The sequence below is a fragment of the Nocardia cyriacigeorgica genome (assembly GCF_010868145.1).
Lineage (GTDB): Bacteria > Actinomycetota > Actinomycetes > Mycobacteriales > Mycobacteriaceae > Nocardia > Nocardia cyriacigeorgica_D.
The window spans coordinates 1-20,602 of sequence record NZ_JAAGUY010000037.1 but is presented as its reverse complement, the minus strand read 5'-3'; the positions used below and the strand labels follow the sequence as shown (position 1 = coordinate 20,602).

Annotated in this window: 20 protein-coding genes and 1 tRNA gene; 12 read left to right on the top strand and 9 right to left on the bottom strand. The window is 64.9% G+C overall.

The window, feature by feature from the left end; all coding sequences use genetic code 11:
* Positions 1-43 precede the first annotated feature (43 nt).
* The 3 genes from GV792_RS26790 to GV792_RS26780 are packed head-to-tail and all read left to right on the top strand — an operon-like array spanning position 44 to position 5,050.
* Positions 44-1,522: an SDR family oxidoreductase gene (locus tag GV792_RS26790; RefSeq protein ID WP_163827724.1), complete on the top strand. Its 1,479-nt coding sequence runs from the start codon at positions 44-46 to the stop codon at positions 1,520-1,522.
* A 37-nt stretch (positions 1,523-1,559) separates the two neighbouring features.
* Positions 1,560-2,927, top strand: coding sequence for a cryptochrome/photolyase family protein (locus GV792_RS26785; RefSeq protein ID WP_163827722.1), 1,368 nt, complete (start codon positions 1,560-1,562; stop codon positions 2,925-2,927).
* Between the two features lie 26 nt (positions 2,928-2,953).
* A complete protein-coding gene (locus GV792_RS26780; RefSeq protein WP_175583163.1) occupies positions 2,954-5,050 on the top strand; it encodes an MMPL family transporter in 2,097 nt (698 codons plus the stop codon).
* Between the two features lie 59 nt (positions 5,051-5,109).
* On the opposite strand, the gene GV792_RS26775 is transcribed toward GV792_RS26780, so the two are convergent.
* The 4 genes from GV792_RS26775 to GV792_RS26760 form a co-directional block, all read right to left on the bottom strand.
* A complete protein-coding gene (locus GV792_RS26775; protein ID WP_163827720.1) occupies positions 5,110-5,769 on the bottom strand; it encodes a fasciclin domain-containing protein in 660 nt (219 codons plus the stop codon).
* 467 nt (positions 5,770-6,236) lie between these two features.
* The gene (locus tag GV792_RS26770; protein WP_309139157.1) at positions 6,237-7,055 is read right to left on the bottom strand and encodes a MerR family transcriptional regulator; all 819 of its coding nucleotides are present in this window, start codon (positions 7,053-7,055) and stop codon (positions 6,237-6,239) included.
* A 70-nt stretch (positions 7,056-7,125) separates the two neighbouring features.
* Entirely contained in the window at positions 7,126-7,755 is a 630-nt protein-coding gene (locus tag GV792_RS26765; RefSeq protein WP_163827716.1) for a TMEM198/TM7SF3 family protein, read from the bottom strand.
* Positions 7,756-7,822: 67 nt separating this feature from the next.
* The gene (locus GV792_RS26760) at positions 7,823-8,629 is read right to left on the bottom strand and encodes an SDR family oxidoreductase (RefSeq protein ID WP_163827714.1); all 807 of its coding nucleotides are present in this window, start codon (positions 8,627-8,629) and stop codon (positions 7,823-7,825) included.
* Between the two features lie 260 nt (positions 8,630-8,889).
* On the opposite strand from GV792_RS26760, the gene GV792_RS26755 reads away from it, so the two are divergent.
* From GV792_RS26755 to GV792_RS30175, 5 genes are all read left to right on the top strand, one after another.
* Complete coding sequence (locus tag GV792_RS26755; RefSeq protein WP_163827712.1) at positions 8,890-9,720, top strand: helix-turn-helix domain-containing protein; 831 nt, start codon at positions 8,890-8,892, stop codon at positions 9,718-9,720.
* A gap of 337 nt (positions 9,721-10,057) precedes the next feature.
* Positions 10,058-10,420 (top strand): cupin domain-containing protein, encoded by a 363-nt coding sequence (locus tag GV792_RS26750; protein WP_163827710.1) that lies wholly within the window; start codon positions 10,058-10,060, stop codon positions 10,418-10,420.
* Between the two features lie 240 nt (positions 10,421-10,660).
* Positions 10,661-10,786, top strand: coding sequence for a hypothetical protein (locus GV792_RS29940; protein WP_256671671.1), 126 nt, complete (start codon positions 10,661-10,663; stop codon positions 10,784-10,786).
* A 197-nt stretch (positions 10,787-10,983) separates the two neighbouring features.
* Positions 10,984-11,265 (top strand): hypothetical protein, encoded by a 282-nt coding sequence (locus tag GV792_RS26745; RefSeq protein ID WP_163827708.1) that lies wholly within the window; start codon positions 10,984-10,986, stop codon positions 11,263-11,265.
* A gap of 58 nt (positions 11,266-11,323) precedes the next feature.
* Positions 11,324-11,848: an OmpA family protein gene (locus GV792_RS30175; RefSeq protein WP_163827706.1), complete on the top strand. Its 525-nt coding sequence runs from the start codon at positions 11,324-11,326 to the stop codon at positions 11,846-11,848.
* A 384-nt stretch (positions 11,849-12,232) separates the two neighbouring features.
* On the opposite strand, the gene GV792_RS26735 is transcribed toward GV792_RS30175, so the two are convergent.
* Positions 12,233-12,904: an ArsR/SmtB family transcription factor gene (locus tag GV792_RS26735; RefSeq protein ID WP_375154476.1), complete on the bottom strand. Its 672-nt coding sequence runs from the start codon at positions 12,902-12,904 to the stop codon at positions 12,233-12,235.
* A gap of 160 nt (positions 12,905-13,064) precedes the next feature.
* Here GV792_RS26735 and GV792_RS26730 point away from each other — a divergent pair, with 160 nt between their 5' ends.
* From GV792_RS26730 to GV792_RS26715, 4 genes are all read left to right on the top strand, one after another.
* On the top strand, positions 13,065-14,432 hold the full coding sequence (locus tag GV792_RS26730; protein ID WP_163827702.1) for an MBL fold metallo-hydrolase: 1,368 nt from the start codon (positions 13,065-13,067) through the stop codon (positions 14,430-14,432).
* Entirely contained in the window at positions 14,429-15,712 is a 1,284-nt protein-coding gene (locus GV792_RS26725) for an MFS transporter (RefSeq protein ID WP_163827700.1), read from the top strand. Before GV792_RS26730 ends, GV792_RS26725 begins: the two co-directional genes overlap by 4 nt.
* A gap of 107 nt (positions 15,713-15,819) precedes the next feature.
* Positions 15,820-16,155 carry an ArsR/SmtB family transcription factor gene (locus tag GV792_RS26720; RefSeq protein ID WP_163827698.1) on the top strand — a complete coding sequence of 112 codons (336 nt, stop codon included), beginning with the start codon at positions 15,820-15,822 and terminating at the stop codon, positions 16,153-16,155.
* On the top strand, positions 16,152-16,637 hold the full coding sequence (locus GV792_RS26715) for an SRPBCC family protein (RefSeq protein ID WP_163827696.1): 486 nt from the start codon (positions 16,152-16,154) through the stop codon (positions 16,635-16,637). The genes GV792_RS26720 and GV792_RS26715 overlap by 4 nt, the downstream gene beginning before the upstream one ends.
* A gap of 396 nt (positions 16,638-17,033) precedes the next feature.
* Here the strand turns inward: GV792_RS26715 and GV792_RS26710 are convergent, their stop codons facing one another.
* The 4 genes from GV792_RS26710 to GV792_RS26695 all read right to left on the bottom strand — a co-directional run bounded on the left by GV792_RS26710 (position 17,034) and on the right by GV792_RS26695 (position 20,460).
* Entirely contained in the window at positions 17,034-17,666 is a 633-nt protein-coding gene (locus GV792_RS26710; RefSeq protein ID WP_163827694.1) for a GNAT family N-acetyltransferase, read from the bottom strand.
* The gene (locus tag GV792_RS26705; RefSeq protein WP_175584842.1) at positions 17,663-18,841 is read right to left on the bottom strand and encodes a ThiF family adenylyltransferase; all 1,179 of its coding nucleotides are present in this window, start codon (positions 18,839-18,841) and stop codon (positions 17,663-17,665) included. Before GV792_RS26705 ends, GV792_RS26710 begins: the two co-directional genes overlap by 4 nt.
* 1,092 nt (positions 18,842-19,933) lie before the next feature.
* Positions 19,934-20,230, bottom strand: coding sequence for a hypothetical protein (locus GV792_RS26700; protein WP_163827692.1), 297 nt, complete (start codon positions 20,228-20,230; stop codon positions 19,934-19,936).
* A 157-nt stretch (positions 20,231-20,387) separates the two neighbouring features.
* Positions 20,388-20,460 (bottom strand) — tRNA-Asn (locus GV792_RS26695).
* Positions 20,461-20,602 lie beyond the last annotated feature (142 nt).

Here is a 20,602-nt window from a genome sequence, read left to right as displayed (position 1 = left end):
CCAGCGCTCTCATCGCAGTTTCGAACAGGAACGGTGATCGACAATGAGGTGTGTGGTTTTCGGAGCGACCGGCTATATCGGCGGACGGTTGGTGCCGGAATTGGTCCGGGCCGGCCACCAGGTCCGAGTTGTCGCCCGGACGCCCGCGAAGCTGGCGGAAGTGCCGTGGCAGAACCGCGTCGAGGTGATGCGTGGCGATGTCATGTCGGCCGACGACATCGGGGCCGCGGTCGCGGACCAGGAGGTGGTCTACTACCTGGTCCACTCCTTGACCCAGCGTAATTTCACCGACATAGATCAGTGTGCCGCCAGGATCGTCGCGTCCGCAGCGCGGTCAGCCGGAGCGCGGCGCCTGATCTACCTGGGCGGAATCGTCCCCGAGGATGTCACGTTGTCGCGGCATCTGGCATCACGTGCCGAGGTCGGAGCAATCTTTCGCACCTCCGGTGTCCCGACCGCGGAACTGCGCGCGGCGGTCATCATCGGCTCCGGCTCGGCCAGTTTCGAGATGCTGCGCTATCTGTCCGAACGATTGCCCGCCATGGTCACGCCGCGATGGGTGCACAACCGAATCCAGCCCATCGCGGTCCGTGACGTTCTCTACTATCTCGTGCGCGCGGTCGACCTCCCCCTCGACGTCAACCGAGCCTTCGATATCGGCGGGCCGGACGTCCTCACGTATCTGACGATGATGCGGAAGTACGCTGCGGTCGCCGGGCTACCACGTCGGATGGTGCTTCCCGTTCCGGTACTGACCCCCTGGCTGTCCGCGCAATGGGTCAATGTGGTCACACCGGTCCCCCGCGCGCTTGCCATTCCGCTGATCGAATCACTTGTGCACGAGGTTGTTTGCCACGATCACGACATCGGCTACTACATCCCCCCACCGGATGGCGGACTCACCCGCTATGAACGCGCCGTCGAGCTCGCTTTGACCCGGATCCGTAACGCCCAGGTTCCCACCCGCTGGTCCGATGCCGATACCGCGGGCGCTCCGTCGGACCCACTGCCCAGTGATCCGGAATGGTCGGGTGGTTCGCTCTACGAAGACGTCCGAGAACAACGCACCGACGTCGGTCCGCACACCCTCTGGACCGTCATCGAATCGATCGGAGGCGAGAACGGCTGGTACTCGTTTCCGCTGGCGTGGTCACTGCGCGGCTGGATCGACCGTGTCAGCGGCGGGGTCGGCCTGCGCCGCGGCCGGAAGCATCCGCACCGTCTGCACGAGGGTGAGGCGCTGGATTGGTGGCGCGTCGAGCATATCGATCGCCCACGCCTGCTACGGCTTCGCGCCGAGATGAAGCTCCCGGGGCTGGCCTGGCTCGAACTCGGTGTCGATTCCGAAACTAGTGCGGGAGCTCGCTATTGGCAGCGTGCGGTCTTCCAGCCACGCGGGTTGGCCGGACACTTGTACTGGAAGATGGTCACACCGTTTCACCACATCGTGTTCGGCGGGATGGTCCGAAATATCATCGGGGCCGCCGAGCGGCAGACCGACCGCCACCCGAGGGCACAGTAGGGAACACCATGCTGAACAAGGACAGGGGTGCTGGCTCTTGGCGGTAGCGATCGCGTTGTTCACACGAGACTTGCGGGTCCGCGATAATCCGGCTCTGACAGCCGCCGCACGGTCGGCGGAAGTGTTGCCGGTATTCGTGGTGGACGAGACCATCTGCGCATCAGACTATCTGAGCCCGAACAAGGCGACTTTCTTGGCAGCGACCCTGGCCGATCTGGATGATCAGCTCCGCCGTTTGGGCGGGTGCTTGCTCCTGCGCGGCGGCGATACGGTTCGCGAGGTGTGTCAACTGGTTCGTCAGTACTCGGTCGATGAGGTGCACGTGGCCGCGGACGTCAGCGGCTACAGCCGTCGGCGTGAGGATCGGCTGCGCGCCCGGCTGACCCAGTTGGGTTGTCGACTGCGGGTTCACGACAGCGGTACTACCGTCGCTGCGCCAGGACATCTCCTCCCCAGTGGGGGCACTGACCATTTCGCGGTGTTCACTCCGTATTTTCGCCGCTGGTCGTCCATGGGGATGCGGGCCCCGCTGCCCGCGCCGCGGCGAATACATCTGCCGGATGGTGTTGGCACCGACCGAGTGCCGACGGCGGCCGAGCTGAGAGTCGGCGAGGTATCTCCCGAGCTGGCACCAGGAGGCGAGTCGGCAGGACGGCGTGCCGCACGGAATTGGTTTCGTGACGGGATTGCGGCCTACTCCGACCTCCATGATGATCTCGCAGCCGATGCGACATCGCGCTTGTCGCCATACCTGCATTTCGGATGCCTGTCAGCCGTCGAACTTGTCCACCGTAGCGATTCGTCCTCGCCCGGCGGCGCGGCATTCGTACGCCAGTTGGCGTGGCGCGACTTTCATCACCAGATGCTGGCCGCGCGTCCGAGTGCCGCCCACAGCGACTATCGAAGCCGCAACGACCGGTGGAGTGACGACGACGCATTGCTGGCCGCATGGCGAGCGGGACGGACCGGTTACCCGATCGTCGATGCCGGAATGCGCCAGCTGGCCGCACAGGGCTGGATGCACAACAGGGCACGACTGATTACGGCCTCCTTCTTGACCAAAACCCTGTATGTGGACTGGCGCGCGGGCGCCAAGCATTTCATGGGCCTGCTGGCTGACGGCGATGTCGCGAATAACCAGTTGAATTGGCAATGGATGGCAGGAACCGGTGCCGATACCAGACCGAATCGGATCCTCAATCCGATTCGGCAGGCCGACCGCTACGACCCCGAGGGCGACTATGTCCGCCGTTGGGTTCCCGAACTCGCTCGTCTGCGCGGTAGCGACATTCACCAACCTTGGCGATTGACCCAGGATGCGACTACCGGCTACCCCGCTCGGATCGTTGATCATGAGCACGCGGCCGCAGAGTTTCGTACGCTGCGACAGCGCGATTCACACTGATGGGATCGGGCTGGGGCAACACTCGCATGAATGACCTCCTTCTGCGCGGGAGGCGTGGGAGGGATATCGAGGTGAATCTCTGGAATCGGTATGCCTCGCTGGTCAGTTCGCGAAGGTCGTGGTGGCTACTGGTCGTCTTGGCCATCGGCGCGATAGGTCTGATCGGGGCGATCGGGGAGAACGAATCGGCCGGCGAAGCACCGAGATCGTTACCGGATGGAGCGCAGTCCGCGCAGATCGCCCAGTCGTTGGCGCAGTTTCCTGACGCCGGTTCCGCGGCGGCGGTGATTGTCTTCACCCGCGCCGACGGGACGACGCTGACCGAGGCCGACCGGGCTGCGGCACGTGCGGCGGTCGCGCGGGCCGGGGGCACGGCTCCAGACAGCGTGCGGCTGTCTCCTGCGCCGGACGGAGCCGCGGCAGTAGGGACCGTTACGGTTCCCGCGCGATTGAGCGGGTTCGCCCTCACCGATGAGATCGACCGTATCCGCGCGAGCACAGTGAGCGGCCTGCCCGCTAGCGTGGATGCCCAGGTCACCGGCGGGCCGGCGTTCGGCGCGGACATCGCCGATTCGTTCTCGGGTGCGAACGCGGCATTGTTGGCAGTCACCGCGGCGGTTGTCGCGATCTTGCTGATCGCCACGTACCGGTCGCCGGTGCTGTGGCTGCTGCCGCTGCTGATCGTCGGAGTGGCCGATCGGGTGGCGACCAGTGTGGGCACCGGATTGGCGGCAGTAACCGACCTCAGCTTCGACGGTTCCACATCGGGGATCACCAGCGTTCTGGTATTCGGCGCAGGCACCAACTACGCGCTGCTGCTGGTGTCACGCTACCGCGACGAGTTATACCGCCTGCCCGACCATCGGCAGGCGCTGCGACTGGCGTGCCGCCGCGCCGGACCTGCGATCCTCGCCAGCAATCTCACGGTTGTTTTCGCGTTGCTGACCCTGCTGCTTGCCTCGGTGCCGAGCACCCGCAGCCTTGGCGCGTCGGCGGCAGCGGGGCTGCTGGTCGTCGTGGTGTTCGTATTGTTCGGCTTGCCTGCCGCACTGGCTGCGTGTGGGCGAAAAGTGTTCTGGCCCTTTGTTCCACACGTCGGAGGCCCCGACCGGATCGAGTCGGGGATCTGGCACACCATCGCGACGTGGGTAATCGAACGGCGGATCATCGTCGCGACGAGCGCCATCGCAGGTCTAGTGGTCTGCGCGGCCGGCCTGTTCACTGTCGACGTCGGGCTATCACAGACCGAGCAGTTCCGGGTGCAGGCCGAATCGGTAGCCGGCTTCGAAACATTGGCTGAGCACTACCCCGCCGGCACCGCGGACCCAGTGGTGGTTGTGGCGCAATCGACGGCGGCAACGCAGGTTGATCAGGTGCTTGTCGAATCGCCCGGCGTGCAGCGCGTCAACCGGACCGGAACATCGGATTCCGGCATGACGCGGTGGGATGTGGTGATCGACAGCGCACCTGCGTCCGAGCGCGCGTTCGAACAGATCGCCCTGATGCGCGAGGGCTTGGCCGAGGTGCCCGATGCTCAGGCAATGGTCGGCGGTAGCGATGCCGAGGCACTCGATACCCGCGACGCCGCCCAGCGGGACCGCGCGGTGATCATCCCGCTGATTCTGGTCGTTGTCCTGCTCATCCTGGTCGTTGTGCTGCGGGCGATTCCAGCGGCCCTGGTACTGGTCGCGGTGACTGTGTTGAGCGCTTTTGCCGCCCTTGGCATCGGCAGCTGGGTCAGCATCCACCTGTTCGGATTCCCCGCCATCGATACCAACGTCCCGCTGTTCGCCTTCCTGTTCCTCGTGGCCCTCGGCGTCGACTACTCGATCTTCCTCGTCGTCCGCGCTCGCGAGGAAACACCGGAGAACGGCACAACACACGCGATCGTGCGAGCCGTCTCTACCACCGGAACAGTGATCACCAGCGCGGGGCTCGTCCTCGCGGCCGTGTTCTGTGTACTCGGTGTCCTCCCTCTGATCACCCTTACCCAACTGGGCATCGTCGTGGGGCTGGGTATCCTGCTCGACACCTTCCTCGTGCGCACCATCATCATCCCGGCACTGTTCGCCACGATCGGTGATCGCATCTGGTGGCCCAGCCGCCCGATGGAAGGCCGATGACGCGACGAACCTGCCAGAGCATTCGCAGACAGTGCCGACGGGAACTCAGCGCGGGATTCTCACTGCGGAATGAGGATGGAATCGATCAGATAGACCGTCGCATTCGCGGTACCGATACCACCGCAAATGACGGCAGCGCCGTTGACCTGCAGACTGTCACCGGACCCGGTGACGGACACCGTGCCACCCTGCACCGTCGTCTGCGTACCCGTGAGGGCGTCCGGCGCGATCCGACCTGGCACTACGTGATAGGTGAGAATCGTTTCCAGTGTTGCCGAATCGGTTTTCAGACTCTCTATGGTGGCCGGATCGACCTTCGCGAAGGCATCGTCCACGGGCGCGAAAACGGTGAACTCACCACCGTTGAGCGTGTCGACCAGGTTGACTTCTGGATTCAGTTGGCCCGACACGGCGGCGGTGAGGTTGGTCAGCATCGGATTGTTCGATGCCGCTACCGCGACCGGTTCTTCGGACATGCCTTCGATCGACCCAGGGCCGGTGGGAACTTGCTCGGCGTATTCCGTACAGCCCGGACCAACGAGGTTCGCCTGGGCCGCATCGGTCGTCGTCGGTGACATCGTTTCGGTCGTCATCTGCGGCATCGTTGTTCTATCCGCCGAGTCGGATGATGAGTCATCCGTCGTACACGCGGCTACGCCGAACAATGCCAATGCCCCCACGCCAACTGCTGCCACTGTCATTCGTGCGTTGCTCCTCATTTCCTCCACCTCTCGTTCGTTGGACGTGGCAGCTGAATCGCTGAGTTCACGACAGCTCTGACAGGCCCCTCACAACCGTGAATACCCGCAGCTTCCAATACGGTGCGGATCATTGTTGATCACCACAGGTAGCCGGCCAGAATTGAGATTGTTCGATGCGAATACGATGCACTACCGCACATCGACCGAGCATCGGACCGCGCTGGACGCGCACAGCGTTCGCGGGTCCAAGCACGGCGGCCGAAGGTCGAGTCGACTCACTCCGCGCCGCCATATACGCAGATGAAGACGTCATCCAGGGCGCGAGGCGCGTCGAACTTACCGCGGTTGCGCGGGTATCGCCAGGCCATCGCGAGAAAGCCACGTGATCTGTGCCCACCCCCTGATTGTGGCACTAATCATTGAAGAATGCATCGTTTACGCGTCGATTTATTTCCCGACGGCCAGCAGCCACGACCTGCGCGCGCTCAGCGTCCTTCGTCATCGACTATGCGGTTCACGGCGTCCGCGAGCCCGGAAAGAGTGATCGTGGCCGGCGGCAGGATGGCCGACTCCCAGCCGGGTCCACCGACCAGCACTCGCGCACCGGCCACTTCAGCGGCGCGTATCGCCGACAGCAAGGCGGTCGACTCCTGCTGGGACCACAGCACAACGGTGGCAGGGCCATCGGGACGCGCCAGCGTGTCGGCGATCGCCGCGGTGGGAACATTCGCGCCCAGCATGCGGACCCGTACGCGCCGCTCGGCGAGTGCGGCACGCAGGGCTTCCAGTGCCAATACGTGAGTCTCACCGCTCGTGCATGCCAGCAGGGTCGAGCGCGGATCGGCGATGGCGGCCGGCGGAGCGTAGTTGTGCAGCGCGGCCGTGATCGACCACGACAGCAGATGCTCGACATCGACGCAGCCCTCACCACTCACCTGGCGCGCGATGACCTCGGCGAAGGTGGGACGACACATCAGATCCCACGTATCGATGACACCGTAGGTGTCCAGGTGCGCACCGAGCAGATCGAACACGGCAGTGGTGTCGAGCTCGAAAGCCGCGGTCAGCAACCGCTCCCAGTCGCCCCGCTCCGGGACCGCCCGCATCGTCACGATGGACGCCGCGGCACTCGCCGGACTCGAACCAGCCCGAACCAACGCCAGCATCTGCTCCACCTGCGCGATATCGGCCGCACTGTAGAGGCGATGCCGTCCGGGTCTACGCGCAGGACCGATGCCATAGCGCTGATTCCAGCTACGCAGCGTTGCCGTCGGTATGCCGAGGCGCTCAGCGACTACGCGCACCGGAAAACCAGAGGCGGCGGACAACGGAACCTGGCCGACGTGCATAGGCTTATCTTGCCTCGACAGTCGACTACCCCGCAGGCCAGCCGCCGTTGCGCTGACGCATATCAGGGCTATCGCCTTCACCGTCTCCGGCAAGGTGCTCGATCCCCAGTCTCTCGGCGAAGAGATGACGCTGGACGATCCAGCCGAGGACCGACAACCCGACCCAGGCCAGCGTCGAGGTGATCTGCTGCCAGCCGGCTTCCGGACTACGGAGAAACTCCAGCGAGTCATCCATCCGAGCGACGCCGCTCAGGATCATGCTCGCGCCCCCGATCGAGGTCAACCAGAGCAGAGCGCGCGCACGGAACTTCTCCGCGAGAAACGCACCCGCCACACACACCGCAAGCGCGACGATCATGCTCAACGCCCAGTTCTTGTCGCCCGGTTGCAGCACCGTGGCCAGCTTCGTGCCGATCATCGCACCGGTGAGCCCACCGATGAAATACGACGCGAACCGAAAGATCAGCGACGTCACCACCCACGACGACACAGCCCCGATCAGCGCAACCAGCAACAACCACCAGAACGTCGCGTTGAACAAATCGGCAATCATCCACCCAAGCCCGAACCCGATCGCCAGAATCCCCAGATGCACCGACCGGATGCCGTAGAAGCACAACAGCAGACCGACCACTGCGACCACGAGTCCGTTCATACGTCGGGACGCTAAGACCCAACGGCCTTCTACGCTTCACACGATGCGGGTGAAATCGGTGCCGGAGTCACATGTCGATCTGCCACACGCTCGGCCAGTCCCTGCCGCGGAAAGCGGCGTCCGTGCCGCCGTCGACGAACACGACCGAACCGACGAAGTACGACGCCTCCGGGCCGAGCAGGAACGCAACCAGGGCTGCGACCTCCTCCGGCTTGCCGCCGCGGCCAGCGGGGATGGTGGCAAGGAACTGCTCCATGCCCGCCCCGATCAGCGGGTCCTTGCGGCCCTCCTGGGTCATCGGGGTGTCGATGAGGCCGGGCGCGATCGCGTTGAGCCGAATACCCTGTGCGATGTACTCGGCGGACTTGGTCCGCGCGTAGTACGCCAGCGCCGCCTTGGTCGCCGGGTAAGCCTGTATGGCCGCGAGATCGCCGAAGGTGTCAGCGACCTTGTTCGCACCCTCCTCGTCACCGGCTAGGCAGGCGTCGGCAAGCTCGATCGGCCAGTTCGGCTGGCTGGTGGTCGAATTCGAGCTGATGAGGACCACGGAAGGGCTCTCGCCTTTCGCCAGCAGCGGACGCAATCCCTCGAGCAGTTCGATCGCGCCGAAGTAGTTGACGGCGATGAGCAGGCGGGCCGGGCGGCCGGTGGCGGCGGCCAGGCCGGCGAACGGGGCGAACCCGTCAATCTTGCCGTCGGCCAGTTCGGTGACCCTCGCGATCGCCTCGGCGCGTCCCTCTGCCGTGCTCAGGTCCACATTCACGTCGGTGTTGTGCAGGTCGACGCCGATCACGCGGTGGCCATCGGCCTCCAGCCGTGCCTTCGTGGCCGCGCCGAGCCCGGAGGCAGCCCCGGTGAGAACGTAAGTCGCCATGATCTTCCTTTCAGGGATCGCCCGGGCTGAGTCACGTGCGGCCGAACTCTGCCAGGGCCCTGTTGTAGTTGGGTCGGGGTACGCCACGGCCTCCGCCCCGGGCTGCGACGCGCCAACGTCGAGTGACGCAAGGCTGATAAGATGACAAATATTAGTCACATCATGACCGATATTAGGCGTCGGCAATGCTAGGGGCGTTGATGACGGAAGGCAAGGCTCCGGAGAAATCTGATCGAGGTGGGTCACCGCCGACGGATCGGGTGATCGCAATCGTTGAGCTGCTGGCCGGCAGGTCAGAGCCCTTCTCGATCAAGGATATTGCCGAACGTCTCGAGCTCAGCCGGTCGACCACGACGCTGATCATGGCTTCGCTCGAGCGAGCGGGATGGGTGATCAGACAATCCGATCGCCGGTACGTGCTCGGCTCGGGTCTCATCGGCGTGGCCGAGGCGATCCATCATGCGTATCCGGCGCTCGACGATGGTCGAGCGCTGCGACAGTTGGCCGAACGCGCGGGATGTGGCGTCGCGCTGGCTTTGATCGGTGTCACCGAGGCGACGTACGTCGGTATCGCTCGAGGACAGCAAGACCTACCCACCGCCGTGCGGGTTGGCACGCGCCTACCCCTGCGGGCACCCTTGGGAGCAGCCGTGATGGCGCACCGCCCGGCGGCACAACAGCGCTCATGGCTCAACACGGCGCCAGCCGAAAGTAGAGAATCACTCGAAACGGTGCTCGTCCAAGCTCGAGAGTTCGGGGTCGTGGTCTACGAACTGGGACGTACCGATCCGCTGGTTCTCCGCTTGATCGACGAAATGATCGGCCTACTCGCAGAACACCCGCAACGCGACTCGCTCGGCAAGAGAGCACTCGACGTGATCGGCGAGCTGGCAGGCCCGCCGTATGAGTTCAGCCTGCTCGACGAGAACGAGTCGCTACCTATCAGCTACCTGAGCGTCCCGGTGTTCGACCGCACCAACCGGGCCCTATACGAGCTCCAACTCGGGCCTCTGCGGCCACACGTGAGTAAGCCTGAACGAGACCGCCTGATCAAGGAGATCAAACAAGCTGCAGCGGAACTCGGCAACTAGCCGGCGAAACCGCGTAGCCGGTCCCTTGGACTCGGCCAGACGCCAGTTGGGTGCGTTAATAGGGCCGAGACCATATCTGGCTGGGTATTCAGCCGCCTCGCGGACCTCGAGCAGACGGCGATTGGCCTGCACCTGTTCCTCGGTCGCGGCGACAATCTCCGGCGGGCTATCGACAGCCGCGAGTCAGCGACCTGGCGCATGACGGTTGCACCCCTTGCGCGTAGTCCCGGACCGGCGAACCATTAACTGTGCGTTGGCTGCCGTGGCGGGCCGAGCGCGAAGACGCGCCCCAGGTGGACAACAACACGTCAGCACCGACGGACGACAAGGAGACGCCATGTCCACCATCACGCGCAAGAACTTCGACGCACCCGAGGAGACCAGACCATTCGAGCAGGGCAAGGGAAAGCTCGACCTCGTCGAGCTCGACAGCGGCCCGGTGGGCCGGGCGGTGTTCGAACCCGGCTGGAAGTGGTCGCTGCACGTCAAACCGATCGCCGGGACCGACAGCTGCCAGGCACCCCATATGGGCTACTGCCTTTCCGGTCGACTGGTGGTACGCATGGACGACGGCGAGCAGGTGGAATTCGGGCCGGGCGATCTGATGGTGGTACCACCCGGCCACGACGCGTGGGTCGTCGGCGAGGAGGCCTGCGTAATGCTCGACTGGCAGGGCGTCGCCGACTACGCGAAGCGTTAGCCGCTAGCGTCACAATGGCGAAGTTCGGGTCCGGCTTGTCGATCAGGTACCAGGCAAAACCGGCGTAATACGCTCTCTTGAAAGTGGGTGTCGCAGGTTCGAATCCGGTGCGCGGTCGACCTTGCCCGCACGGAGTCCAAGAGGTAGCGACCGCCATCCCAAATTCGATGTCGTCGCCGCATCGCGGTCTGATACACGCGAGGGGACAACGAGATTCACAACACTACCCTGATCAGGGCGTTGGTTTGGATCGGTTCGCAGGCGACCGGGCGCAACCGACCCAACGACCAACTGGTGGTCACCGAACTCGACCGGCTCGTCGGCTTCTTCGGGCGACGGCACGGCGCCCCGCGTTCCCATCTCTGATGTGCCCGCCGCACCGAGTATGACAACACGGAGGCCACGCGTCTGCCCAGCTACGAACGGCACCCGTGTTACAGGGATTCACCCGATTTGGGTGAGGCGCGAGGTCTGGAGCCGGCGCACGATTCGCCTATGGGATCAACTACTGTGCTGGACCCGGTCGAATTCCTCGGGCCGACTCTCCTGGCACCACCGCCTGCGTGACGATCACCGCGGCGGCTGCCGGGGTCGTCGGGATCAGTCTGGTGTCCCTGCGCGATCTCGTCGTGCTGCCGATGGACGCGGTGGCCATCGTCTTGCTCGACAACCCATCTCGACGAGGTGGGACTGACCGGCCTGCCGCCACCGACATCGACGTGGTCAGCGCCGCCCACCGCGATGTGGCCAGGGGCATCGCTGGAACTCGGAACGCCAGCAGCGGCGCCGGTATTCGAGAACACCGCCCAGCCTGGCCCCGTGACCCAGGAGCAAAGTCCGGCTGATCGAATAGCTGCTCCCGCAAGGCCCTCCCTTCCGACACTCACAGACCAGGAGATTCCGGTGAAACTCGAAAGCAGCGTCTATGGGATCGCATCGATCGCGGCGGTTCTGATGATGACCGCAGCGTGCAACTCCGATGATGACTCATCAGCCCCGATGACCACCTCGACTGTCCAGGCCAGCACCATGCGTAGCAGCATCGCCGCAACAGCATCCTCGGCGGTGACCTCTGTGCGCGACAGCGTGCAGCAAACGGTTCAGGATGCGATAAACAAGGTCTTGGTCGCCGCCCCGATCGCCTTCGACCCGGGCAGCTCCGACCTCGGCGCGACCGACACCGCCACTCTCAAAGCGGTAGCGGCAGCGTTACAGGGCAACGACACCAAGATCGAAATCACGACCTACGCCCAGGATTCGAATGTGGCCACCGCCAAATCCGTGGCCAAGGCCCGCGGTGACAACATCGCAGCCGAACTCGAGGCCAACGGCATCGACAAGTCGCGCATCACGGTGAAGTCCGAAGCAAACCCCTCTGATCCGGGGGTTGATGCCGATCAGGCCAAAATCACGGTCGTCGACGGATAGTTGCGAAGCTCATGGCCAGCGGGGCGTCACGAGAACGGCGCTGCCCGATTGAAGCAGGTAATCGCCTTCGATAACCAACCGGCCGACCAAGAACAGCAGGTCGTCCGCGTTCCCATCGTCTGTGTGCCCCGCCAAGGGCACGAACCTGCGACGACCGTCGGCTTCCCGGCTCTCCCCCGCGCCTACAGTCCGGGCGCTGGGCTTCATCGAGGTACGCGACGGAATCGCTCGCTATCGCCCGATTCGTGACCCGTGGGTCGATGTCGTGGTCCCGCTGGCCGCGATCGTCGCCGGAGTGAGCGTGCCGAGTTTGATGCACGCAGCGGTCCGACTGCGCAGGGCGCGGCGCCGCTGAATGCCCGCTTCGGCGCCAGGTCACGGCCCTCAGGCGGGCGCGAAGGCCAGGGGTAGTTCGGCCAGGCGCCATTCGAGCATGCCGTCATGGAGCCGGATCGCCCGACGTCCGTGGCCGGTGAGCAGGCGCACGGCGTCGTGGGCGAGTACGCAGTACTCGCCGCGGCAGTAGACGACGATTTCGCTGTCGCCAGGGAGCTCGGCGACCCGGTCGGCCAGCTGGTCGACAGGAATGTTGACCGCTGCGGGGATGTGGCCTGCCCGATACTCCGGCTCGGGGCGCACGTCCAAGATCACGATGTCTCCGAATTCGGCCCGGGCCAGCAGTTCCTCGCGGGTCATCTCCTGACCGTCGACGGGACCCAGGTAGGTTTCGCGGGCCGGTGCCACGGCAGACTGGTGGGCTTCGGCGACCTTGCGTAGTAACGCGAACAGTTGCGCCACGTCCTCGCCGGCGAGGCGGTAGTGGATGCGTACGCCTTCACGGCGGGTCACGACGAATCCGGCTTGCTTGAGTGTCTGCAAGTGTGCCGATGCGGTTGTGAGGTTCAATCCGGCGGCCGCGGCGAGCGATTCCACACTGCGCTCGCCTTGGGCGAGTAGATCCAGTAGCTCGAGTCGTTTGCCGCTACCGAGAGCCTTACCGCTGGCAGCGAACGACTCGTACAGCGCCGCCTTCGCGGCCGTGCGATCAACACCCACAACTCCTCCAATCATCTATGGAATATGGTACGCGACCGGACGACAGTAGGACGATCGCCGCAGGTAGTTGTCTTCCATAAAATCATGGAATACTCTCTACTGGTATTCCATGGTTAATTGGAATAAAGAAGGCAGACGAACGGCCACCCAGGAGTACGCGATGCCCACCGACTTCACCCTGATCCCTGTCATCGATGAGGGGCTTGGCAACTCGACCTACCTGCTCGACCTCGGCGACGGGCGCGCACTGGTCATCGACCCCGAGCGCGACGTGCGCCGGGTGCGGGCCGAAGCCCGGCGTCGCGGCCTGAGGATCGCCTACGCCGTGGAGACCCACCTCCACGCGGACTTCATCTCCGGCGTGCGGGAGCTGGCCGACACCGAGGGCGCCACAGTCATCGCCCCCGAAGTCGGGCCTCGCGGGTTCGACGTGACCGCGCTCGCCGACGGCGAGACCGTCGCCGTCGGCGAGTTCGTCCTCGAAGCGTTCGCGACGCCGGGGCACTCGCCCGAACATCTGTCCTACCTGCTGCGCAGTGCGGATCGGCAGCTCCAGGGCGTGTTCACCGGCGGTTCGCTGATGGTCGGAACCGCCGGGCGCACCGACCTGGTCAGCCCCGACCAGACCATTCCGCTCGCCCGCGCGCAGTACCACTCGCTGCAGCGGCTCATGGAGCTGCCCGACGACACCCCGGTCTGGCCCACCCACGGCGCGGGGTCGTTCTGCTCGGCGGCCACCGGCACCGAACGCACCACCACCATCGGCCGCGAGCGAGCGACCAATCCGCTGTTGCAGGTCGACGGCGAGGACGCCTTCGTCGAGGCGCTGCTCGCCTCGCTCGGCAGTTTCCCCGACTACTTCCTACGCCTCGGCGAGGTCAACCACCGTGGCCCCACTGTCCTCGGCCACACTCCCGCACTGACACCACTGACCGGCGACCAGGTCAGCGAACTGATCGCTGACGGCGCGCAGGTCGTCGATGCCCGCCCGGCCGCCGATTTCGCTGCGGGCCACATCCCGGGAGCACTGTCGATCACCTTGCGACCAGTGTTCGCGACCTGGCTGGGCTGGCTCGCCGACAACAACCAGCCTGTCATCATCGTCCGCGACGACTCCCAAGGTGGAGTCGACATCGCCTGGGAAGCAGCCAAGGTCGGCTTCGACACCCTCGCCGGCGAACTCGACGGCGGGATGACTGCCTGGATCGGTCCCGTCGAGAAGGCGGCGCTGCTCGGCGCGCATGAGTTGGCCACACACCCCGCACCGACCGTGCTCGACATCCGCCAGCACGGCGAGTACGTCGCTGGGCACATCCCGGCCGCATACAACATCGAGCTCGGTGCGCTCGCCTCGCATCTCGGCGATGTCCCGCCCGGACCGGTGGCGGTGATGTGCGGACACGGCGAACGTGCCATGACAGCGGCCAGCATTCTGGAACGCAGCGGCCGCACCGACATCCGGGTCCTGGAGGGTTCACCGGCCAACTACGCCACCGCGCTCGGCGCGGATCTGGCGGCCGGAGCATGAGCCTGCGCCCGACCGCGCGGACTCCGGTCCTTGGTTTGCGGGAGAACGCCGCGCAGTTCACCCTGCTGGTCGCGGTCAACGCTCTCGTCGGTGGCATGGTCGGCCAGCAGCAGACCGTGCTGCCGCTGCTCGCGGAGTCCGAATTCGGGCTCACCGGTTACACATTCATCTTCACCTACGTCGCCGCGTTCGGGATCACGAAAGCGATCGCGAACTACTTCGCAGGCACCTTCTCCGACCGCTACGGCCGCAAACCCGTTCTCCTGATCGGCTGGCTGTTCGCGATCCCGGTGCCGCTGATGCTCATCACCGCCCCCAGCTGGGGCTGGGTCGTGGCCGCGAACGTGCTACTCGGCATCAACCAGGGCCTCACCTGGTCCACCACCGTCGTCATGAAGATCGACCTCGTCGGCCCGAACCGGCGCGGACTGGCCATGGGCCTCAACGAAGCCGCCGGATACGGCGCGGTCGCGATCAGCTCCTTGCTCGCCGGATATCTCGCCGAACACTTCGGGCTGCGCCCGGCCCCGTTCCTGCTCGGCCTGGCCTACACCGCGCTGGCCCTGGCGATCTCGGGCCTGTTCATCCGAGAAACCCGCGACTACGCACGCATGGAAGCCGCCGCGCATACTCCGCGAGCCGATGGCCTTCACGATCACCTGCACGCCGACCTGACCGATCGCCAGATCGTGGTCGCGACCAGTCTGACCGAGCCCGCGCTGTCCTCGGCCAGCCACGCCGGACTGGTCAACAATCTCAACTTCGGTCTGTCGTGGGGGCTGTTCCCGCTGCTGTTCGCCACCGCCGACCTGTCTGTGGGCCAGATCGGGCTGTTGTTCGCGCTCTACCCCGGCGTGTGGGGCGCCGGGCAACTCGCCACCGGCGCGCTGTCGGACCGGTGGGGGCGAAAAACCCTCATCACCGGCGGCATGACTCTGCAAGCCGTCGCGCTGGCGATCATCGCCACCGCCGATGGGTTCGCAGGGTGGGCTGTCGGTGCTATCTTGCTCGGCGCTGGAACCGCGATGGTCTACCCGACACTGCTGGCGGTGATCGGCGATGTCGCGCATCCGCTGTGGCGGGGGCGCGCGGTCGGGGTATACCGGGTCTGGCGCGACCTCGGCTACGCCGTCGGCGCGATCCTCGGCGGCATCGTCGCAGACCTGCTAGGCCTGCACGCCGCGGTCTGGGCCGCCGCCGCCATCAGCGCCGCCACCGCGATGATCGTCGGCGTCCGGATGTATGAAACCCATCCCCCAGCACATCGACAATCCTCCTGATGCATGCCGGTGCCGCTGCCCTCGTTCGTACCATCGCACGACCAGGGCAGCGCCGTATCCGCTGCGAGGTCTTGCGCCTCAGATTTTGAAAGCTCACACTTACGCAAGTGGAGGCTTTCACATATGTGGACCTATCGATCCTCGGCGATCCGACACGCAAGGCGATCTTCGAACGTCTCGCTCGGCGCCCCTCGTCAGTGGGCGAGCTCGCCGAGTCACTGCCGATCACCCGCCAGGCGGTGTCACAGCATTTGCGTGTCCTGAAAGAGGGCGGTCTCGTCGTGGCGACCCCGGACGGCACCCGGCGTATCTACCGCATCAATCCCGAAGGCCTCGCCGCGATCCAGGCCTACTTCCAGCACATCTGGGACGAGGCGTTGACCGCTTTTCAGAAGGCCGCCGAGACGGCGGCCACCGACCCCGAACAGGAGAATCGACCATGACCAGCACTGGGCAACTGCCTGCCCTGGAAGGCAAAGCGACCGTCGCGATGACGCCTGCGCGCGCGTTCGAGTTCTTCACCGAATCCTTCGGCCGCTGGTGGCCCGCGGCCTATCACATCGGCAACGCCGAGCTGGCCGACGCGATCCTCGAGCCCGGAGAGGGCGGCCGCTGGTACGAACGCGGTGTCGACGGCACCGAATGCGACTGGGGCCGGGTGCTGGTCTGGGAGCCACCGCACCGACTCGTGGTGACCTGGCAGATCAACGGCCGCTGGGAATACGACCCCGACCCCGCGCGGGCAAGTGAGATCGAGGTCCGCTTCACCGCCGAAGGGCCAGAGCAGACCACAGTCACCCTCGAACACCGCCACCTCGACCGACTCGTCGACGGCAAGGCCATCCAGGACACCATCGTCGAACGCGGCGGCGGCTGGAGCACCCTACTGGAACTGTTCGCCGAGACCGCGCAGTCGCAGTCCTGACGTTCCCCGAAACCCTTGATCCGATCAGGGGTTTCGACGCCCGGCCAGCGCGGGCCAACCCGTAGGACAAGGCAGCGAGCAGGAACGGACCCGCCAAGTACGGGATCCCCATTTCACCTGGAGGTTCTCATGCAAATCAACGTGTTCGGGTCGACCGACGGTGCTGTAGGACACCTCATGCGGCCAGCTAGCCCGGTCGGCTGTCACGCCACCGCCACTGCGGTCCAATTCTCGTGGTGGGCCTAACGCTCCACAACCCGAACACCCTCACGGGCGATGGGCCAGCGATTCGCATCAGACCGGAACGAATCCGACAGGTAAAGCCCACGCGTGACTGCGGGTTTCACCGAGTTGTCAACGATCTGCGCCCCGATTTGCCACGGTTCTGCACCGCCTTCACCGACCTGCTGTCGCGTGTTCCCTTGCGGAGCTGGGCCGCAACGCCAGGATTCGATGTTCGGCAGCTGTCGCCGTCGCAGCCCATTCCGGCCGCAGTGCGGCATAGGTGCACACGTCGTGCCACTGCCCCTGGGTTCGGTACAGCTGCCGCAGCCGGGCCTCCGGGGTCAAGCCCGCTCCCGACATCACCGTGTGCATCGCCGGATGGTCGTGCCGGTGCCCAGCCCAGACTCGGTGAATCCCGAGCGGGCCGAAAGCGAATGCGATCAAGAGCCGCCCTGCCTCGCTACCACCCGCACGCAGCTTCCCTTCCGGAAGCACGACCAGACCGCCGATCATCGCGTTGCTGCCGAATTCCTCTACCAGCAGGCTGATGGTGCCGACCATGGTGTCGGCACCCGGTGCGGTGATGGCCAGCGTGTACTTGCGCCGCGGACTCTCGCAGCAGCAGCGCAGCGCGGCGCCGAACGACTCCGCGGCCGCCTGGTCATCCATGCTGTCGGTGCCCATAAATTTGGTCAGGTGCGGGTCGGTGAAAATTCGTTGATATACGCCAAGATCGCCGGCACGGAGATCACGCAACCGCAACCGCGCGCCGACCAGTTCCACGTTGCGCAGGTCGATCGTCAACGAGCTTCCTCCATCCCCAGCACCGATGCCGGAGAATGCGTGGCCCCGCCCGCGGGTATGAGCTCGTCGAGATCGATATAGGTGCGCCCCGACGGGATCGGCTCGCCGAGCAGGATCCGGCGAGCCGTGTCCGCCACCAAGGCCCCGCCGAGCATCACCCCCGAGGCGAGTTGAGGCCAGCTGGACAGGCTCCGGCCGATCTCACCGATAGCGCTCCGCATCGCCGGACTCAGCTGCGGCCCATCGACCACTTCCAGCAGAAACGTCAGCAGCTCCCCCCCGTCCATCTTCGCGACATCGGACGAGGTCGACCCCCCAGCGCGGCCGTGGAAGAGCGGGCGCTGGGGTTCCAGATCGAATCGCTCCACATCCAGCAAGCCGCGGTCGTTGGCATCCATCAGGACCGGGATGGCTCGGTGCCGCGCGTACTCACGGGCAGCGACTTTCGCCCACACCGTGTCACATTCCTCCACCAGCAGATCCAGCGGCCGGGTGCCGTCCACGCCATCGAAGAACGGCCCGATCGACTCCTCGGTCAACCCATCCGCGAACACCTCGATGTCGAGATAGGGGTCGATCTCGAACATCTGACGCGCCGCCAGCACAGTCTTGGAAATCCCGAGATCACCGACGCCTGCCCGCAGCCGGTTCAGATTCGACAGCCCGAGGGTGTCGAAGTCGGCCAAGCGGAACGATCCGCCGACCCCTTCCATCGCCAGCGTCACGGCCGCACTGTTGCCCACCGACAGCCCGACCACGCCGATCCGCCGCTCGCGCAGATCGCGCTGCTGCGCCCGGTCGATCTTGTCGCGATTCCGATCGGCCCGTAGTCGCTGGAAACTGTCGCGCGGCAGCACATGCACCAAGCGTCCACTCCAGGGATAGAACACCCATGTTCCCCACTGCCACAACGGAGTTTCGCCACAGATCCGACGACGGCACGCTGCCAGCGAGTCCGTCGAATGCGCGACAGCGGGGTCCTCGGAGCGGATCAGCTCGTCGAGCTGATCTTCGATCGTGTCGTGCACCGCACTGACAGAACTCGACGCTGCCAGCGCTTCCAGGTCACGCAGCGCTTCCGAGCTCGATGCGTCGAGCAGGACGGGACGGAAATCTGATGTTGCCACGCCGGGGGTGAGTACCGCGGGACGCGGAACCGAGTCATCCTGAACCATCTGTGCACAAACCTCCGAACCCCATGAGGCGAATGGACACCCGCTCGTCTGTATCGACCAACCCGCGCACACGATACACACGTGTCGACGGACCGTGAGTACTGATTCGGGCACACTTTCCGTACAACAGGTTTGCCGAAGTGCCCAGTTGCTAAACCAGGAGTCGCTTCAGACAGGATGGGGTCGGCGCGACCGAGCATCTGACGTTCGATGGACGAAGTCTCGGCTTTCCTCGCGGCGAGCATCCAACGGCTACCGGGTTGGGTCGTTCGAGCCCTTGGCGGTATTGCCAAGGCGGAAGACCGAATTCGCGTTCGAACGCCTTGGCGAAGGCGAATTGCGAGCCTCAGTCTGCGCTTCGCCCTGTGGCGGACAGGGAGTCGCGGTTCTCGCGAAGCCGATTGGCCGCCAGGATCATCCGCCACTGGTTACAGCGTCGGCACCATGCATCTGTGCAGCGCGCGGGTCCGACAGTTCGGCGGCCAGCTTGACCTTCTACAACCAGTCGATCAGAGTCAATTCCCAGGTCGCCCGCGTTCCTCATTTCTCCGGTTGCCCCTGTTTTGTGGGGCACAAACCTGCCATGGCCGACTACACACGGGGCCGTCCGCAGCCGTCCCTCCTGGACATCCCGCGCTCACGGAGCTCATTCAGTACGGTCCGGTTAAGTGTCAGCCGACTCGTGCGAGGGGCCAGCCCAGCTGAACCCACCGACTTGACCCGAATTTCGGCACCGCGCCGTCGGCCGCCGGATGTGAACTGATTTGCGTCAGGCCCACGTTTAGGGCCACGAACCCGCGAAGAACGATCGCCTATCGTTCGACTAAATGGAAGTTCGGCGCAGAAACCTTGGTGCACTTTTGGCGATCGGCCAAAAGAACAGCAGGCCAAGCCCTACTATCGGCCTGACCTGCTGTTTCTGCTCCCCATCTGGACTCGAACCAGAAACCTGCCGGTGAATTCGTAGCCTCTCCCGGCATAAGTTCGTCTAGCTTCGTCCACATTTGTCCAGTGTCCCAACAACTTTCACGGCCGATCGTGTCGCAACCGTCCACGGGAATCCAGGCGTGTTTATCTGTGGCGCTGTTGGCGTCACCTCGTCTTTGGCGAGGTCTTGCTGGTGAACAGGCCGATGCCGAAGCCGAGCACCGTGATCCCGAAAAAGCACAGCAGCAATCCGCCGATCTTCGCCTCGGTGTCAGTATCCGGACTGCGCGGGGAGCTCGAGGACCCGGCGATCACAGCGGTCGGATCGACAATCGCCTGGATCCCGCAGATCAGCAGGGCCACCGCCACAAGGATCAGGGCGAGGCCACCGATCATGCGCTTGCCGGTACGGCGCGGCGGACTCTTGTTCTCGCCAGGTTCAGGGACGTCGGAGGCTGACATGGCAGGCAACCTATCAGCGGATACCAGGAAGACTCTCGATCAGTTCAGCCGAGGGAAGGAGTGGATCGTTTGTAGAGGGAAAGTAGCGGATTTGCGGCGACTTCCCCGATCAGCAAAAAGCCCTCCACCTGCTTGCGCTGGTAGAGGGCTTTTCCTGCTCCCCCATCTGGACTCGAACCAGAAACCTGCCGATTAACAGTCGGCTGCTCTGCCAATTGAGCTATAGGGGACTATCCTGTCGGCTTTCCCGTACTGGGCGAGCCGAGGTGAAACTTTAGCGTATGGGCGGGTGCGGGCCCAAATCGTGTCGTCAGAGGGGGTTGAGGGGGCGCTGAGCGGGGAGTCTTCGGGTGGGCGGATCGACAGGGGTGG

Bases quoted from the DNA above. Each gene is read 5' to 3' on its own strand.
- GV792_RS26790 (WP_163827724.1), top strand. From the start codon at position 44: ATGAGGTGTGTGGTTTTCGGAGCGACCGGCTATATCGGCGGACGGTTG.
- GV792_RS26780 (WP_175583163.1), top strand. From the start codon at position 2,954: ATGAATGACCTCCTTCTGCGCGGGAGGCGTGGGAGGGATATCGAGGTG.
- GV792_RS26775 (WP_163827720.1), bottom strand. From the start codon at position 5,769: ATGAGGAGCAACGCACGAATGACAGTGGCAGCAGTTGGCGTGGGGGCA.
- GV792_RS26765 (WP_163827716.1), bottom strand. From the start codon at position 7,755: ATGAACGGACTCGTGGTCGCAGTGGTCGGTCTGCTGTTGTGCTTCTAC.
- GV792_RS26760 (WP_163827714.1), bottom strand. From the start codon at position 8,629: ATGGCGACTTACGTTCTCACCGGGGCTGCCTCCGGGCTCGGCGCGGCC.
- GV792_RS26750 (WP_163827710.1), top strand. From the start codon at position 10,058: ATGTCCACCATCACGCGCAAGAACTTCGACGCACCCGAGGAGACCAGA.
- GV792_RS26730 (WP_163827702.1), top strand. From the start codon at position 13,065: ATGCCCACCGACTTCACCCTGATCCCTGTCATCGATGAGGGGCTTGGC.
- GV792_RS26725 (WP_163827700.1), top strand. From the start codon at position 14,429: ATGAGCCTGCGCCCGACCGCGCGGACTCCGGTCCTTGGTTTGCGGGAG.
- GV792_RS26715 (WP_163827696.1), top strand. From the start codon at position 16,152: ATGACCAGCACTGGGCAACTGCCTGCCCTGGAAGGCAAAGCGACCGTC.
- GV792_RS26705 (WP_175584842.1), bottom strand. From the start codon at position 18,841: ATGGTTCAGGATGACTCGGTTCCGCGTCCCGCGGTACTCACCCCCGGC.
- GV792_RS26700 (WP_163827692.1), bottom strand. From the start codon at position 20,230: ATGTCAGCCTCCGACGTCCCTGAACCTGGCGAGAACAAGAGTCCGCCG.